We start from the raw sequence: 15867 nt of genomic DNA, 5'->3' as shown, positions 1-15867 counted from the left end.
GCCGGGTCACCTCGCCGTTCCGTTAAAACTAACTTTGTTAGTCCGGGACCGTAGCCGCTCCCGGCCGGAAGCGGAAGACGCCGACACCAGGCTGTAACGTGACCCGTCGGGAACACGGGCCACGAAGGGGCGGGAACGGTGGGGCGACCGAGCAGGGCGCTGCTGAGCAGGGAGATCATCGCGGCGGCCGCCCTCGACCTGGTCGACCGCGACGGCCCCGGCGCGCTCACCATGCGTGCCCTCGCCGACCGGCTCGGGGTGAAGGCCGCCTCGCTCTACAACCACGTCGCCGGCAAGGACGAGCTGCTCGACGCGCTCGCCGAACTCGTCAACGCCGAGATCGACCTCACCCCGCTGGACGACCCGGACCGCCGCGCCGGACTGGCCGCCTACGCCCGCGGCTACCGCGCGGTCTTCCTGCGCCACCCCCACACCATCGCGCTGCTCGCCCGCCGCCGGGTCGAGGCCGGCCGCCAGCTGCTCACCTACGACGCGCTGCTCGCCGCCCTGGTCCGGGCCGGCCTCGACCCGGCCGACGCCGCCGAGACCGCGGCCGCGCTCGACTACCTGGTCCTCGGCTCCGCGCTGGAGACCTTCACCGCCGGCTTCGCCCGCGACGCCGCCGACTACCGCCCCGGCTACCCCGCCCTCGCCGACGCGCTGGAGGCCTCCGCCTCCCGCGGCCCCGGCCTCGACGACCGCGGCTTCGAACTCGCCCTGCGGCTGCTGCTCGCCCCGATCTGAGCACCGCGGCCGGGCGGCGGCCGCCGGAACGCCGACGGGCGCCCGGCCGTCGTCGTGCGACGGCGCGGGCGCCCGCGGGGGAGCGGTGCCGGTCGGGCTACTCGGCGGCGGCCGCGGCCTTCTGCTCGGCGACGTTGGCGTGCACCTCGGACATGTCCAGCGCCCGGGCCTGCTTGATCAGGTCCTCCAGGGCCGGCTCCGGCAGCGCGCCGGGCTGCGCGAACACCAGCACGCCCTCGCGGATGATCGCCAGCGTCGGGATCGACCGGATCTCGAACGCCGCCGCCAGCTCCTGCTGCGCCTCGGTGTCCACCTTCGCGAAGGTGATGTCGGTGTGCTTGTCGGAAGCGCGCTCGAAGATCGGCCCGAACATCCGGCACGGACCGCACCACGCCGCCCAGAAGTCGATCAGGACGAACCCCTTGCCGTCCTCGCCCTGGACCACCTCGTCGAAGTTGTCCTTGGTCAGCTCGACCGTGCTCATCAGCTTCCACCTGCCCTTCGGGAGTCTGTCCGGTGGCGTCAACGGCACCGGCCGCCGGGCTATTCCGTGCCCCGTTGAACCCCGCCGCCGTCCGGCGCGTACCCCGGGGTGGACGGGTGCACACCGCGCCCGTCGACAGCCCAGGGACGCACCATGACGCGCAGCACTCCCACCCACGCCGTCAAGCTCGCCCGGGTCGCCGCCGGGGTCGCGGCCGTCGCCGCCCTGGCCGCGGGCTGCGGCTCCGGCGGCGGTTACGGCGGCGGCTCCGGCAGCAGCGGCAGCGGCTCCCCGCCCGCCTCGACCGCCCCCGCCCAGCAGCCCGCCCTGACCACCGCCGACACCCCGCTCGGCACCGTGGTCACCGACGGCCAGGGCCACACCCTCTACCGCTTCGACAAGGACACCAACGCCCCGTCCACGTCGAACTGCACCGGCACCTGCGCCACCACCTGGCCGCCCGCCGCCGGTGGCGCGAACCCGCAGCTCAAGGGTGTCGACGCCAAGCTGGTCTCCACGGTCACCCGGACCGACGGCACCCAGCAGCTCACCCTGGACGGCTGGCCGCTCTACCGGTACGCCGCCGACACCGAGCCCGGCGACACCAAGGGCCAGGGCGTGAACGGCACCTGGTTCGCGGCCACCCCGACCGGCGCCAGGGCCGGCACCGGCACCCAGCCCGCGACCCCGCCGCCCGCGAGCCCGAGCGGCGGCTACGGCTACTGAGCCGCAGGGTCCGGCGGGCCCGGAAGGTGAGGCGGGCCCGGAGGGTGCGGCGCGGGCGCCCGCGCCGCACTCCTGTGGTTATCGACCGCGGCGGCCCCCGACTTGAGGGGCCCGGCGGGGGAGGCCCCGCTTCCTGTCGACCCCGGAGGAGCAGGTGCGCGAGGATGGCGCCGTGACCGAGCACCCGCGCCCGGCCGGTCACCCCGGTCGCGGCGGGCCGCCCGGCGCCGTGCCGGACGAGGAGCTGATGCGGGCGCTGTACCGCGAGCACGCCGGACCGCTCCTCGGCCACGTCCTGCGACTGGTCGCGGGCGACCGGCAGCGCGCCGAGGACGTGGTGCAGGAGACGATGCTGCGCGCCTGGCGCACCATCGACCGCCTGGACACCACCCGCGAGAGCCTGCGCCCCTGGCTGGTCGCGGTCGCCCGGCGGATCGTGATCGACGGCCACCGCCGCCGGCTCGCCCGCCCCCGCGAGGTCGACCCGGCGCCGCTCGCCGGCCTCCCGGCCGAGGACGGGCTCGACCGGGTGCTGCGCCTGATGACCGTGGCCGACGCCCTCGGCGACCTCACCGACGCCCACCGCGAGGTGATCGTGGAGACCTACTTCGAGGGCCGGACCGTCGACGAGGCGGCCGACCTGCTCGGCGTCCCGCCGGGCACCGTGAAGTCACGGATCTTCTACGCGCTGCGGGCCCTGCGGCTCGCACTCGAGGAACGAGGGGTGACACCGTGACACCGCGCCCGGAGGACCACCACGACGCGGCCGCGTACGCGCTCGGCGTCCTCTCCCCGGCCGACCGCGGACGCTTCGAACGGCACCTCGCCGACTGCCCGCGCTGCGCCGCCGAACTGGACGGCCTCGCCGCCCTCCCCCCGCTGCTGGCCGACCTCGCCGCCGAGTCCGGGCCGGATCCGCTGCCCGAGCCCCGCCCGCAATTGCTGGACCGGCTGGTCGCCGAGGTGACCGCCGCCCGCCGCAAGGGCCGGATCCGCCGGCTGGCGCTGGCCGCCTGCGCCGCCGTCCTGGTCGTCGGCGGGCCGGCCGCCACCTGGGCGCTCACCCAGCCGACCGCCCAGGTCGCGGTCGCGCAGCAGCGGTTCACCGCCACCGACCCGGCCACCGGGGTCTCGGCCTCGATCGGCGTGGCGCCCCGGGCCTGGGGGAGCGAGGTCACCCTCGCGCTCGGCGGCGCCCACGGGCCGCTCGCCTGCGAGCTGGTGGCCGTCGCGCCGGACGGCGCCCGGCAGACCGTCACCACCTGGTCGGTGCCGGCCGACGGCTACCGGGACGGGCCGGTGCGCACCACCGGCGGCGCGGCGCTGGGCCCGTCCGGCATCGACCGCTTCGAGGTGCGCACCCTGGACACCGGCCGGCTGCTGGTCGCCGTCCCGGCCCGCGGCTGAGCGGGCCCGGCGCGGCCGGACGGCGCGCCCGGTCGGTGCACGCGATCAGTGCGCACCCGGTCGGCGGGCGGCCGCGAGGCGGCGCAGGGTGCGGCCGCAGTGCCGGGCGTACTGGTGCTGGAGGAACGGGACGAGCGGCCCGGCGAGCCGGGTGTACCAGCGGCCGGGGCGGCTGAAGGCGGTCACGGTGAACCACACCCGGCCGTCGGGGGCCAGCTCCACCTGGAACACCTCCTCGCCGCACTCGGGGTGGCCGGCCAGCGTCCCGTACGAGAAGCCGATCCGGTCGCTCTCGTACGCGGTCCACACCACCCGGCACGGTGCGCCGACCCGCAGCGGGCCGACGCCGATCGTGCAGCGGACCGGCAGCCCGACCTCGGCGCGGGCGCCGTCGGTCTCGACGTGGACGCCGGCCTCCCGGTGCATCCGGAAGGTGGTGACGGACTCCCCGGCCGCCTCCAGCACCTCGCGGCCGTGGCCGATCAGGGCGCGGTGGTGCAGGTGGTTGTAGCCGGCGGGGAGCGGGCCGGGCCGGGTGACGGCGCCGACCTCGGGGTAGTTGTGCGCGGTGTTCATCGCTGGGTCTCCGGTCGGTGGGCGAGACGGCGCCAGGCGAGGACGGCGCACAGGGCGAAGCCGAGTGCGTTGCCCAGGCCGTGGGTGGCGGCCATCCAGGTCAGGGTGGGGTGGGGCAGGTCGGCGGCCTCGCCGGCCGCCCACCACAGGGCGAGCAGCATGGTGGCGGCGAGCACGGCCGAGGAGGTGGCGAGCAGCGCGGCGGTGAGCCGGTCCGGCGCGCGGTGGCGCAGGTCGCGCCAGCAGGTCAGGCCGACCAGCCACATGCCGGCGGTGAGGACCAGCGCGCCGAGCAGCTCGGCCCAGTCGTCGACGAAGTAGCCGGCGAGGACCAGCAGGGTGCCGGCGGGGACGCTGAGCGCGGCCCAGCGGGCGGCGGCCAGGTCGGGGGCGGCGCGGCAGACCAGCCCGGCGACCAGGGCGGCGGTGAAGCCGGCGAAGTGGAAGTGCGGCACGGTGAGCGCCAGGATGTCGAGGTCGAAGCCGAGCAGCCGGTGGCCGGAGCGTTCGGCGACCAGGGCGAGGCCGGCGACGGACGGCGCGGCGAGCGCGGTGACGGCGGCGAGCTCCCGGCAGAGGTCCGCCGGTCCGGCGGCCCGCCGCAGGGCGGCGGCGCGGCGGAGAGCGAGCACCGCGAGCAGGGCGGTGGCGGCGGCGTAGCAGGCGGCGAGTGCGGTGGCGAGCGGTCCGCGCGGCAGCCAGAGGCAGACCGCGCCGGGTGCGGCGAGCAGCGGCCACCGGCGGGCGAGCCGGGCGGCGGGCCCGTCGAGCAGGCCGAGGCCGAGCGGCAGTACGACCAGCATGCCGAGCAGCACGATGAGGTCGACCAGCATGGTCATCGGACGTCCCCCATGGTCGAACGTTGCATTGAACGTGTTCAAATCGAAGCGTCGCCGACTCTACCCCGGCGAATTGAACATGTTCAACACTGGGGTGGGGTGGACCCCGGGCGGGTCGGCGCGCACGCTGGAATGACCGGAATGCCGGACCCGCACCCCGGAGGTGGCGGCCATGCACACGCTCGTCGGATGGCACATCGAGATGGAGTTCCAGGAGGACGGCGACCGGACCAAGGCCGCCGCCATGGTCCGCCTCGCGGACGGCACCGAACTCCGCGCCCACGGCTTCAGCACCCGCCACCACGCCGACGCCCCGCAGCTGCGGGTCGGCGAAGAGGTGGCCGGCGCGCGGGCGCTCAACGAACTCGCCATGCAACTGCTGACCAAGGCCCACGGAGAGCTGAAGGGCAGGTCCCCCGACTCCCCGCTGATGTGACCCGCCCCACCGGCTGACCGGGCCTCCGCCCCACCGGCCGACCGCCCCACCGGCCGTCCGGGCTACCCGGCCTCGACGGGCGCGGCGGCCGGAACGGCGGTGCCCGGGCGCCGGGTGCGCTCGGCCCAGCGCGCCGCGGGCGCCATCGCCGCGCCCGCGGCGACGAAGACCCCGCCCAGCACCAGCCAGCCGGGCGGGCCCCAGCCGAGCACCAGCGTGGTCAGCAGCGCCGGGCCGAGCGTCCTCGCCACGGCCACGCCGGTCCCGAAGAAGCCCTGGTACTGGCCCTGTCGGTCGGCCGGGGCCAGACCGAAGCCGATCTCCCACGCACCCGACGCCAGCATCATCTCGCCGAGCACCTGGACCGCGCCCGCCGCCACCAGCACCCCGGCCGCCGCCCAGCCCGAACCGCCCGCCGCCGAGGCCGCGAACCCGGCACAGGACAGCCCCAGCAGCAGCCCCGCCCGGCGCACGTACCGGCCCGCCGAGCCGACCGACGTCACGCCCCGGGCCACCCGCACCTGGAACGCCACCACGCTCAGCGTGTTCAGCACCAGCAGCGCGGCCGCGGTCCAGTCCGGCGCCGCCGTCCAGCGGACCACCCACAGCGGGAGGATCAGCGACAGCAGCGGCATGTACAGCAGCATCACGGCGTTGATCAGCGCCACCAGCGCGTACGGGCGGTCCCGCAGCACCGCGAGCCGCGGCTCGCCGGGCGCGGACGGCACCGGCGGGACGGCCGGCAGCCGCAGCAGCAGGACGGCCGCCAGCAGGAAGCTCGCCGCGTCCAGCGCGAACACGGTCAGATACCCGGCGCGGGTGTCGACGTGCAGGGCCACGCCGCCCAGCGCGGCGCCCACCGCGAGGCCCGCGTTCACCGTCGACTGCAGGTACGCCCGGATCTCCGTCCGCCGCTCCGGCTCCACCAGTCCGGCCAGCAGTGCCTGCCGGGCCGCCGACAGGCCGGTCTGCACGCAGCCGTACACCACCGCCGCCAGCACGAACCCGGCGAACGAGCCGACCGTCAGGAACGCCGTCACCGCGACCGCGGTGGCCACCGCGAGCAGCACCGCCGTGCCGCGCGGGCCGCGCCGGTCCGCCAGGTGCCCCAGCGGCACCCCGGCGAACGCGCCCACCGCCCAGCCCACCGTCAGTCCGATACCCACCTGCGACGCCGACAGCCCCACCACCCGGGTGAAGTACAGCGCCGAGGTCACCAGATACGCGCCGTCGCCCAACGCGCTCGCCAACTGCGCCCCGGCCAGCCGCCGCCCCACCCCCGCGGGCGGTATCAGCCTGCTCCCCATCCCGGCCCCCCGTCCCAGCCCGCCCCCGGGCCGCAAGTGATCGACGCCCAGCGTAGGCCGTCGCCCCCCGACCACGCCGGTCAGCCGCCGCCGAACCACGCCCGCCGGGAGGCGCCCCCGCCCACAGCGCGACGCACGCCCGCGGCGGCCCCAGGCGGCTCTGCCGCACGGACTCGGCGCTGCCGGGCCACGTGTGCCCTTGGCCTCCGGCAGGGTGGTGCGCCGCGGCGCCTGCTCGCCGGGTGCCCCAGGCGCCCTTGCCGCAGGGACTCGCCCAGGCCTCCGGCCGGGGGGTGCCGAGTGCTGGGTCGCCGTGGTCCGAACGGGTCGGCCCGGGCCGTGCGGGCCGTCTACGGGTCAGTGGCCGGGGACGCCGTTGTCGGCGCTGAGGACGTTTCCGTGCTCCGGTGCGCCGGCCAGGCGGCGCAGGTCGCCGACGGCGGGGTCGGAGATCGACACGGTCAGGGTGTACGACGGCTGACCGGTGATCGTGTTGTTCGCGTCCGTGGGCGCGACCAGCTGCTTCTGGACCGCCAGGCCGTCGAAGCCGGGGCAGAGCGCCTCGGCCGGCATGGTCACGGTGGCGGTCGCGCCGTCCTCCCGGCCGACCCGGATCTTCCCGTCCGGGCTGTGCGTGGTCGCCCCGTCCATGGTGACCGGCAGGTGGTGCGCCCCGCCGACCAGGCCGTCGGGGCCTTCGATCTCGACCGCCACGCCCTCCGGGCCGAGCGGCTCGGTGAGGTCCAGCGGGCGGTCGCCGCCCGGCCCGAGCACGAGAGTGAAGGTGAAGTCACCCGGGTCGCTGCCGTGCTTCATGAATCCGTACTCGTGGAGGTCCAGCTGCGGGCCCGGCGGCGGGTCGTCCTGTTCGACGAAGCCGACGGGCACGGCCGGGGCGGCCGACGGCAGGGGGAAGTGGTGGTAGTCCTTCTGCCCGCACCGGCTGCCGTCGGAGACGCCCCCGCCGGGCAGCGGGACGTCGGCCGCCGGGCGCGGCGCGGCCTGCGCGGCGCGGTCCCGCAGGCCGGACAGGCCGTTGATCAGGCCGCTCTGCGGGCCGACCGCCACGGTCAGCGCCGTCACCGCGACCACCGCGGCGGCCATCACCACGTGCCGGAGCCGGACCCGGCGCCGCCCGCCGACCGCCGCCGTGCGGACGGGCGTCGGCGACCAGCGGCGGCCGCCCGGGTCGACCGGGGGCTCGACCCGCCAGCGGGCGGTCAGCATCCGGGTGCGGGCCGAGGGCTCCTGCACGGCGGCGCCGCGGACGAAGGACTCGTCGAGGACCAGCCCCTCGAACGGGTCGCCGCCCTCCGGCTCGGGCCGGTCGGCGGGGCGGGGGTCGGGATCGTCGGCTATCGGCACCGCGCCAGTATGCCCGCACCCCCGGACGGGCCCGCACGGGGTGTCAGGACGCTGCGTCCGCCAGGTCGGTGAGCGGGACGGCCGGGTCGGCGAGGCGTCCGGCGTCGACCGGGCGTCCGGAGCGGCACAGCGCGCGGATCGGGTCGACGACGTCCCAGACGTTGACGTTCATCCCGGCCAGCACCCGGCCGTCGGCGGCCAGCCAGAAGGCGATGAACTCCCGGCCCGCGACGTCGCCGCGGAACACCACCCGGTCGTAGCCGCCGGGTTCGGCGTAGCCGGTGTACTCCATGCCGAGGTCGTACTGGTCGGTGAAGAAGTACGGCACCCGGTCGTACACCGCGTCCCGGCCGAGCATCGACCTCGCGGCGACCGCGGGCTGGTTGAGCGCGTTCGCCCAGTGCTCCACCCGGATCGGCCGGCCGTACAGCGGGTGGAAGGCGTTGGCGACGTCGCCAGCCGCGAACACGTCCGGGTGCGAGGTGCGCAGGTGCTCGTCGGTGCGGACGCCGTTGTCCACCGCCAGGCCGGCGGCCTCCGCCAGGCCGGTGTCGGGGGAGATGCCCACGCCGACCAGCACCGCGTCGGCGGGCACCGCGGTGCCGTCGCCCAGCAGCACCGCGTCCGGCCGGATCTCCGCGACCTGGACGCCGAAGCGCAGGTCCACGCCGTGGGCCCGGTGCAGGTCCGCGAAGACCTGCGCCACCTCGCGGCCGAGCACCCGAAGCAGCGGCAGTTCCGCCGCCTCCAGCACGGTGACCTCGCAGTCCGCCGCCCGGGCCGCGGCCGCCGCCTCCAGCCCGATCCAGCCCGCGCCGACGATCACTACCCGGGCGCCCGGCCGGAACGCCGCGCGCAGCCGCTCGCTGTCCTCCACCCGACGCAGGTACAGCACGTGCTCGGCGTCCCCACCGGGCACCGGGATCCGGCGCGGCGAGGAGCCGGTCGCCAGCAGCAGGCGGGTGAAGCCGAGCCGCTCGCCACCCGCCAGGGTGACCGTCCGGGCAGCCGGGTCCACGGCCGTCACCGCAGTGGACAGGCGCAGGTCCACGTCGTGCTCGCGGTACCAGTCGGCCGGGTGGACGAAGATCTTCTCCCGCCCGGCCCTGCCCAGCAGGTAGTCCTTGGACAGCGGCGGCCGCTCGTACGGACGCTCGCCCTCCTCGCCGATCAGCACCACCGGCCCCGCGTGGCCCTCCGCGCGCAGCGCCTCGGCGGCCTTGGCACCCGCCAGGCCCGCCCCCACGATCACGAACGCGTCATCCATGCCGTCTCTCCTTCCCGGGCCGCCGTCCCGACGCCCTCCTCGACCTTCGCACCCGCGACCGCCCACCCGGACGAGCCGCGCCAGGGCGGATGTCGTGCCCACTCGATCGGAACCTGAACACCTAGGCTGGGCGGGAGCCAGTGACCTCGGAAGGAGACGGCTGGATGGGTGAGCAGACGGCCAGGGTGCGCTGTGTTCCGGCCGCGCCGTGCTGGGTCAGCCTGATGGCCCGTGACCTGGACACCGCCAAGGCGTTCTACGGGCCGCTGCTGGGCTGGGAGTTCGTCCCCGGTCCGGACCGCTGGGGGCCCTACCTGCGGGCCGCGGTCGAGGGCGTCGAGGTCGCCGGGATCGGCGTGGTCGCCGGCGACTGGCAGCCTCCCGTCGCCTGGACCACCTACTTCGGCACCGAGAGCGCCGACACCGCCGCGGAGGGCGTCCGCGAGCGGGGCGGCACCCTGGGCGTCGGCCCGCTGGCCTTCGACGCCGGACGGCTGGTGCTCGCCGCCGACCCGGCCGGGGCCGCGTTCGGCATCTGGGAGGGCGAACCCGGCGACGACAGCTGGACGGCCACCCCGGGCGCCCCCGTCTGGATCGAACTGCGCACCGGCGACCCGTTCGCCGCCGCGCTGTTCTACGGCGAGGTGTTCCGCTGGGACGGCCGCGACCCCTCGCACTTCGAGGTCCGGTACGAGCACGAGCGGGTCGTGCTGCGCTCCGAGGGCCGCAGCGTCGCCGCCCTGCACACGGCGAAGGACGTGGCACCGCACTGGGAGGTGTTCTTCTCCGTCGCCGACACCGACGCCGCCGTCCGCCGCGCCGCCGAGCTCGGCGGCCGCGCCGCCGGCGAGACCACCGACACCCCGTACGGCCGCGTCGCCCGCCTGGCCGACCCCGAGGGCGGCCTCTTCTCGGTCATCGGCCCCGCACTCTGACCCGCCGGGCAAAGACCGCTGCCGCGAGTCCCGCGGTCCCGGCGGCCCGCCGCAGCGGGAGTGGTCCGGGGCGGTCCGAGCGGGCGCCGGGCGCGCCACCCCGTTCCGCCCGAACGCCGGCCCGCTCCGCGGGGAACGCCCGGCGGCCCGGCGCTGCGCGCGGACGCGCGTGGGTCGTCCCCGGTCGGGGCGCGCGGTCGCGGGGGCGGCGGCCCCGGCGGCCCGCCGCAGCGGGAGTGGTCCGGGCAGCCCCCAGGTGCCGCTGTGGCGGTGCGGCCTGCGTCCGGGTCAGCCGGTCCGGTGGGTGAAGAGGCGGTGGATGGCTTCGGGGAGGTCGTCCGGGCCGGTGACCGGGTGGTGGAACTCGAAGCGGGCGTCGAGCACCGGCCCGTCCGGGCCGGCACCGAGGAGGCGCACGCGCAGGCCGTGCCGGTCGAGCGCGACCGGCCGGACGCCGACCAGCTCGTGGGCGGCCAGGTCGCCGGCGGCCGCCGGGTGGGCGAGGGCCTGCGCGCCGAGCGCGTACAGTTGGTCGGCGTGGGCGGCGGCGAGGTGCTGGAGCAGTCCGGCCTCCTGGCCCGCGACCGGGTCGGGGGCGGCGCCGGCGAGCAGCGCCGGGTCGACGCAGCACTCGCTGCCCCAGAGGTCGTCGACGGCGAGGTGGTCGGGGTGGAGGTGGAGCACGGCCCGCCCGGTGGGGGAGTGGCGGGGGAAGTGCGCGGCGATCCGTTCCCGGGAGTCGGCGGGGGCGAGGGCGAGCCGTCCCCGGACGTGGGCGCGGCCGCGGATGCGGTGGGGGACGGCGACGGGGGCGACGTCGACCGCCTCCAGTTCGGCGAGGGGCCGCTGGTCGTGGGAGAGGGCGGCGACGGCGGCGATCCGGTGGAGCGGCGAGTCGGTGTCGACGAGGACGGCGACCGTGCCGTCGGGCAGGACGGTGCAGGCGACCAGCGGCGGGATGCCGGGCCGGGCGGTGAGGTCGACGCCGGGCACGTCGAGCACCACGGAGGAGGCGAACTCCAGCAGGGTGCGGGCTCGTTCGGCGGCGGCCGGGACGGGCGCGGCGCGTCGGCGGGCGGGTCGCGGCGCGACGCGGGCGGCGACGGACTGGTGGTCGGCGTCGGGCATCCAGGCCTCCTCGATCAGGTAAGGCTAGGCTAACCTAAGTCGAGAGTCCTTGGGAAGTGGTGGCGGCCGCGCGCCGCGCGCCGGGCGGGGCTCAGGCTTTGGCTCCCAGCATGCGCAGCACCAGCACCCCGTACCGCCGCCCGAGCTCCTCCGGCGACTCGCTGCTGCGGTCGGTGTACCAGCGGGCGACGTCCACGCCGAGCGAGGTGACCGCGCGGGCGGCGGTCCGCAGGTCGGGGACCTCGAAGGCGCCCGCCTCGACGCCGCGCGCGATGATCCGCTGCACGGTCTCCTCGATCCGGATCCGCAGCGCGGCGACGGCCGCGAAGTCCTCCTCGGGCAGCGCGTGCAGCTCGTTGTTGACGATCCGCCCGACGGTGTGGCCGCGGGCGTGCCAGCGGGTGAACTCCTCGACCAGGGTGCGCATCTGGGCCACCGGCTCGTCGCCGCCGGCCTCCGCGCGCTCGACCAGGTCGAGGGTGGCCTGGTGGCCGGTGCGGGAGATCTCGGCCAGCAGGGCGGCCTTCGACGGGTAGTGGATGTAGAGCGCGGCCGGGCTCATCCCGGCGGCGGTGGCGATGTCGCGGGTGGTGGTGGCGTGGAACCCGCGCCGGGCGAAGGAGTCGACCGCGGCCAGCAGCAGCCGCCGCGCCGCCTCGGTGCTCTCCCCGGGCCACAGGTCGGCGGTGGCTTGCTCGCTCATGGGCCCAATCCTCGCAGATCCGTCGCGACCGGCCGGTGCCGGGCTGTTGACAGTGTGGCCCCGCACCAAGATGCTGAGCAAGCGCTTAGTCAGCCTCACAGTGAAAGGTCCGGCGATGACCCTCTCCTTCAAGGGCCAGGTGGCCGTGGTCACCGGAGCCAGCCGTGGCATCGGCCTCGGCATCGCCCGCGAACTCGTCCAGCGCGGTGCCAAGGTCTGCGTCACCGCCCGCGGCGCCGAGCCGCTGGCGGAGGCCGTCCGCGAGCTCGGCGGCCCCGACCACGCGATCGCCGTCGCCGGCCGCGCCGACGACGCCGCGCACCAGGAGGAGGCGGTCGCCCGCACCATGGAGGCGTTCGGCCGGCTCGACCTGCTGGTCAACAACACCGGCATCAACCCCTTCTACGGCCCGGTCCTGGACACCGACCCGGACGCCGCCGCCAAGATCTTCGCGGTCAACGTGCTCGCGCCGCTCGCCTGGACCCGTCGGGCCCGCGACGCGTGGATGGGCGAGCACGGCGGCGCCGTCGTCAACGTCGCCTCGGTCGCCGGCCTGCGCGCCTCCCAGGGCATCGGCATGTACGGCGTCTCCAAGGCCGCCCTGATCCGCCTCACCACCGAGCTCGCCGTCGACCTCGGCCCCGGCATCCGGGTCAACGCGGTCGCCCCCGCCGTGGTGAAGACCAGGTTCGCCGAGGCGCTGTACGAGGGCCGCGAGGAGAAAGTCGCGGCCGCCTACCCGCTGCGCCGCCTCGGCCTGCCCGAGGACATCGCGGGCGCCGTCGCCTTCCTGCTCTCGCCCGAGGCCGGCTGGATCACCGGCCAGACCCTCGTCCTGGACGGCGGCCTCACCCTCGGCGGCGGGCTGTGACCGGCCCGGCCGGCCGCGAGGAGGCCGGACGATGAACGCCTTCACCGGCCAGGGGGCCGTGGTCACCGGCGCCGGCCACGGCATCGGCGCGGCGCTGGCGACCGCCCTGGCGGCGGCCGGCGCCCGGGTCGTGGTCAACGACCTGGACGCCGACGCGGCCCGCGAGGTCGCCGAGTCCGTCGGCGGCGTGGCGGTCCCCGGCGACGCCGCGACCGAGGAGGGCGTCGCCGACCTGGTCGCCGCCGCCCGCCACGCCCTCGGCACCATCGACCTGTACTGCGCCAACGCCGGCGTCGGCCCGTCCGGCGGCCCGGACGCCGATCCCAAGGTCTGGGAACTCTGCTGGGACGTCAACGTGCTGGCCCACGTCCGGGCCAGCCGCCTGCTGCTGCCGGACTGGCTGGAGCGCGGCCGCGGCCGCTTCCTGTCCACCGTCTCCGCGGCGGGCATGCTCACCATGCTCGGCTCGGCGCCCTACTCGGTCACCAAGCACGCGGCCCTCGCCTACGCCGAGTGGCTCTCCGCCACCTACCGGCACCGCGGCATCAAGGTCCACGCGCTGTGCCCGCAGGGCGTCCGCACCCGGATGCTGGACTCCACCGGCGAGGCGGGCAAGGTGCTGCTCACCCCGACCGCCATCGAACCGGCGCAGGTCGCCGAGGCGGCCCTCGACGCGATGGCCGCCGACCGCTTCCTGATCCTGCCCCACCCCGAGGTCGCCGACTACTACGCGGCCCGCGCCACCACCCCGGACCGCTGGCTGGACGGCATGAGCCGCCTCCAGCAGGCCATCGACAGCCGCGAGGAGTCCGCATGAGGGCCTGGCAGGTCACCGAACTCGGCGAGCCCGACCGGGTCATGCGGCTGGCCGAGGACGTCGCCGAACCCGTCGCCCGCGACGGACAGGTGCTGGTCCGGGTCCGGGCCGCCGCGGTCAACTTCCCGGACGCGCTGATGGTCCGCGGCCACTACCAGGTCCGCCCGCCGCTGCCGTTCACCCCCGGCGTCGAGCTCTGCGGCGAGATCGCCGACGGGCCGCGCCGCGGCGAGCGCGTCCTCGGCACCGCCGCCGTCCCCGCCGGGGCCTTCGCCGAGTACGCCCTGATGGACGCCGCCGGCGCCTTCCCCGCCCCCGACGCCCTCGACGACGCCGAGGCCGCCGCCCTCCACATCGCCTACCAGACCGCCTGGTTCGGCCTGCACCGCCGGGCCGCGCTGCGCCCCGGTGAGACCCTGCTGGTGCACGCCGCCGCGGGCGGGGTCGGCAGCGCCGCCGTCCAGCTCGGCAAGGCCGCCGGGGCGACCGTGATCGGCGTCGTCGGCGGCCCGGAGAAGGCCGCCGTCGCCCGCGGGCTGGGTGCCGACCTGGTGGTCGACCGGCACGGCGAGGACTTCGTGGCCGCCGTCCGCGCCGCCACCGGAGGGCGCGGCGCCGACGTGGTCTTCGACCCGGTCGGCGGCGACGCGTACACCGGCTCCACCAAGTGCATCGCCTTCGAGGGCCGGATCCTGGTCGTCGGCTTCGCCGGCGGCACCATCCCCGCGCCGGGCCTCAACCACGCCCTGGTGAAGAACTACGCCATCCTCGGCCTGCACTGGGGCCTCTACAACGCCCACGACCCGGCCGCCGTCGCCCACTGCCACCGCGAGCTCACCGCGCTGGCCGCCAAGGGCGTCGTCAAACCCCTGGTCAGCGCCCGCCACCCGCTGGCCGGAGCCGCCTCGGCCGTCCAGGCGGTCGCCGACGGCACCACCACCGGGCGGCTGGCGATCGTCCCGTAGGAACGCGTCAGGGGCGCGGGGAACCGAACCGGTTCCCCGCGCCCCTTCCTCCGTGTCGCGGTCAGCCGAGGTGGCGCTTGAGCTCCCGGCGGGCCAGCGAGCGCTTGTGCACCTCGTCCGGGCCGTCGGCCAGGCGCAGGGTGCGGTTGCCGGCCCAGAGCTGGGCGAGCGCGGTGTCCTGGCTGACGCCGGCCGCGCCGTGCGCCTGGACGGCCTTGTCGAGGATCCACTCGACCGTCGCCGGGACGGCGATCTTGATCGCCTGGATCTCGGTGTGCGCGCCCCGGTTGCCGACGGTGTCCATCAGCCAGGCGGTCTTGAGCACCAGCAGCCGGGCCTGCTCGATCCGGACCCGCGCCTCGGCGATCCAGTCCTGCACCACGCCCTGCTCGGCCAGCGGCCTGCCGAACGCCACCCGCTCGACGACCCGGCGGCACATCAGCTCCAGCGCCCGCTCGGCGACGCCGATCGCCCGCATGCAGTGGTGGATCCGCCCCGGTCCGAGGCGCGCCTGGGCGATGGCGAAGCCCGAGCCCTCCTCGCCGATCAGGTGGCCGGCCGGCACCCGGACGTCCTCGAAGAGGATCTCCGCGTGGCCGCCGTGGTCCTCGTCCGGGTAGCCGAAGACGGTCATCCCGCGCACCACCGTCACCCCGGGGGTGTCGCGCGGCACCAGGATCATCGACTGCTGCCGGTGCGCGGGCGCGTCCGGGTCGGTCTTGCCCATCACGATCAGGATCCGGCAGTCCGGGTTCATCGCCCCGGTGATGTACCACTTGCGGCCGTTGACCACGTACTCGTCGCCGTCGCGCTCGATCCGGGTGGTGATGTTGGTGGCGTCCGAGGAGGCGACGTCCGGCTCGGTCATCGCGAAGGCGGAGCGGATCTCGCCGGCCAGCAGCGGCTCCAGCCACTGCTTCTTCTGCTCCTCGCTGCCGAACTGGGCGAGCAGCTCCATGTTCCCGGTGTCGGGCGCGGCGCAGTTGAGCGCGGGCGGCGCGAGCAGCACGGAGCGCCCGGTGATCTCGGCGAGCGGCGCGTACTGCAGGTTGGTCAGCCCCGCGCCCTCCTCCCCGGGCAGGCCGTGCTTGTCCACAAAGAACAGGTTCCACAGGCCGCGGGCCCTCGCCGCCGCCTTCAGTTCGCCGATCACCGCCGGGACGGTCCACGGTTCCCGGGCGGGGTCGGCGAGTTGGGCGGCGAGCACCGGCTCGGCCGGGTACACGAACTCGTCCATGAAGGCGAGCAGCCGGCCGCGCAGCTCCTCGGTGCGGGCGTCGTACGAGAAGTCCACGGT

18 protein-coding genes are annotated in these 15867 nt (G+C 76.2%); 9 read left to right on the top strand and 9 right to left on the bottom strand.

Annotated elements, in window-relative coordinates; all coding sequences use genetic code 11:
* Positions 1-138: 138 nt before the first annotated feature.
* A complete protein-coding gene (locus ABEB06_RS09195) occupies positions 139-744 on the top strand; it encodes a TetR/AcrR family transcriptional regulator (protein WP_345696321.1) in 606 nt (201 codons plus the stop codon).
* A 97-nt stretch (positions 745-841) separates the two neighbouring features.
* Here the strand turns inward: ABEB06_RS09195 and trxA are convergent, their stop codons facing one another.
* Positions 842-1228: a thioredoxin gene (trxA, locus tag ABEB06_RS09190; RefSeq protein ID WP_345696320.1), complete on the bottom strand. Its 387-nt coding sequence runs from the start codon at positions 1226-1228 to the stop codon at positions 842-844.
* A gap of 153 nt (positions 1229-1381) precedes the next feature.
* Here trxA and ABEB06_RS09185 point away from each other — a divergent pair, with 153 nt between their 5' ends.
* The 3 genes from ABEB06_RS09185 (at position 1382) to ABEB06_RS09175 (ending at position 3361) form a co-directional block, all read left to right on the top strand.
* Positions 1382-1954 (top strand): COG4315 family predicted lipoprotein, encoded by a 573-nt coding sequence (locus tag ABEB06_RS09185; RefSeq protein ID WP_345696319.1) that lies wholly within the window; start codon positions 1382-1384, stop codon positions 1952-1954.
* Positions 1955-2108: 154 nt separating this feature from the next.
* Entirely contained in the window at positions 2109-2690 is a 582-nt protein-coding gene (locus ABEB06_RS09180) for a sigma-70 family RNA polymerase sigma factor (protein ID WP_425559595.1), read from the top strand.
* Positions 2687-3361, top strand: a complete 675-nt coding sequence (locus ABEB06_RS09175) for a zf-HC2 domain-containing protein (protein ID WP_345696317.1) — start codon at positions 2687-2689, stop codon at positions 3359-3361. Before ABEB06_RS09180 ends, ABEB06_RS09175 begins: the two co-directional genes overlap by 4 nt.
* Positions 3362-3406: 45 nt before the next feature.
* Here ABEB06_RS09175 and ABEB06_RS09170 read toward each other — a convergent pair whose 3' ends face one another.
* Both ABEB06_RS09170 and ABEB06_RS09165 read right to left on the bottom strand, forming a co-directional pair.
* Entirely contained in the window at positions 3407-3937 is a 531-nt protein-coding gene (locus ABEB06_RS09170) for a DUF1990 domain-containing protein (RefSeq protein WP_345696316.1), read from the bottom strand.
* Positions 3934-4776 (bottom strand): YndJ family protein, encoded by an 843-nt coding sequence (locus ABEB06_RS09165; protein ID WP_345696315.1) that lies wholly within the window; start codon positions 4774-4776, stop codon positions 3934-3936. The genes ABEB06_RS09170 and ABEB06_RS09165 overlap by 4 nt, the downstream gene beginning before the upstream one ends.
* Before the next feature lie 172 nt (positions 4777-4948).
* On the opposite strand from ABEB06_RS09165, the gene ABEB06_RS09160 reads away from it, so the two are divergent.
* Positions 4949-5212 (top strand): DUF1876 domain-containing protein, encoded by a 264-nt coding sequence (locus tag ABEB06_RS09160; protein WP_345696314.1) that lies wholly within the window; start codon positions 4949-4951, stop codon positions 5210-5212.
* Between the two features lie 62 nt (positions 5213-5274).
* On the opposite strand, the gene ABEB06_RS09155 is transcribed toward ABEB06_RS09160, so the two are convergent.
* The 3 genes from ABEB06_RS09155 to ABEB06_RS09145 all read right to left on the bottom strand — a co-directional run bounded on the left by ABEB06_RS09155 (position 5275) and on the right by ABEB06_RS09145 (position 9151).
* Positions 5275-6519 carry an MFS transporter gene (locus tag ABEB06_RS09155; protein WP_345696313.1) on the bottom strand — a complete coding sequence of 415 codons (1245 nt, stop codon included), beginning with the start codon at positions 6517-6519 and terminating at the stop codon, positions 5275-5277.
* A 357-nt stretch (positions 6520-6876) separates the two neighbouring features.
* Positions 6877-7884: an SCO2583/SCO2584 N-terminal domain-containing protein gene (locus tag ABEB06_RS09150; protein ID WP_345696312.1), complete on the bottom strand. Its 1008-nt coding sequence runs from the start codon at positions 7882-7884 to the stop codon at positions 6877-6879.
* Positions 7885-7927: 43 nt separating this feature from the next.
* Positions 7928-9151 (bottom strand): NAD(P)/FAD-dependent oxidoreductase, encoded by a 1224-nt coding sequence (locus tag ABEB06_RS09145; RefSeq protein WP_345696311.1) that lies wholly within the window; start codon positions 9149-9151, stop codon positions 7928-7930.
* 164 nt (positions 9152-9315) lie between these two features.
* Here ABEB06_RS09145 and ABEB06_RS09140 point away from each other — a divergent pair, with 164 nt between their 5' ends.
* Positions 9316-10086, top strand: a complete 771-nt coding sequence (locus ABEB06_RS09140) for a VOC family protein (protein WP_345696310.1) — start codon at positions 9316-9318, stop codon at positions 10084-10086.
* 288 nt (positions 10087-10374) lie between these two features.
* Here ABEB06_RS09140 and ABEB06_RS09135 read toward each other — a convergent pair whose 3' ends face one another.
* A complete protein-coding gene (locus ABEB06_RS09135) occupies positions 10375-11214 on the bottom strand; it encodes a DUF2470 domain-containing protein (RefSeq protein WP_345696309.1) in 840 nt (279 codons plus the stop codon).
* Between the two features lie 91 nt (positions 11215-11305).
* Complete coding sequence (locus tag ABEB06_RS09130) at positions 11306-11917, bottom strand: TetR/AcrR family transcriptional regulator (protein WP_345696308.1); 612 nt, start codon at positions 11915-11917, stop codon at positions 11306-11308.
* A 115-nt stretch (positions 11918-12032) separates the two neighbouring features.
* On the opposite strand from ABEB06_RS09130, the gene ABEB06_RS09125 reads away from it, so the two are divergent.
* From ABEB06_RS09125 to ABEB06_RS09115, 3 genes are read left to right on the top strand one after another with little or no spacing between them, the layout of a single operon-like run.
* Positions 12033-12788, top strand: coding sequence for an SDR family oxidoreductase (locus tag ABEB06_RS09125; protein ID WP_345696307.1), 756 nt, complete (start codon positions 12033-12035; stop codon positions 12786-12788).
* Positions 12789-12819: 31 nt separating this feature from the next.
* On the top strand, positions 12820-13605 hold the full coding sequence (locus ABEB06_RS09120; RefSeq protein WP_345696306.1) for an SDR family oxidoreductase: 786 nt from the start codon (positions 12820-12822) through the stop codon (positions 13603-13605).
* Complete coding sequence (locus ABEB06_RS09115) at positions 13602-14570, top strand: NADPH:quinone oxidoreductase family protein (RefSeq protein WP_345696305.1); 969 nt, start codon at positions 13602-13604, stop codon at positions 14568-14570. The genes ABEB06_RS09120 and ABEB06_RS09115 overlap by 4 nt, the downstream gene beginning before the upstream one ends.
* A gap of 61 nt (positions 14571-14631) precedes the next feature.
* Here the strand turns inward: ABEB06_RS09115 and ABEB06_RS09110 are convergent, their stop codons facing one another.
* A complete protein-coding gene (locus ABEB06_RS09110; protein WP_345696304.1) occupies positions 14632-15864 on the bottom strand; it encodes an acyl-CoA dehydrogenase family protein in 1233 nt (410 codons plus the stop codon).
* Positions 15865-15867: the final 3 nt, after the last annotated feature.

This window comes from Kitasatospora terrestris (assembly GCF_039542905.1).
Lineage (GTDB): Bacteria > Actinomycetota > Actinomycetes > Streptomycetales > Streptomycetaceae > Kitasatospora > Kitasatospora terrestris.
This window is presented reverse-complemented; position numbering and strand designations above follow the sequence as displayed.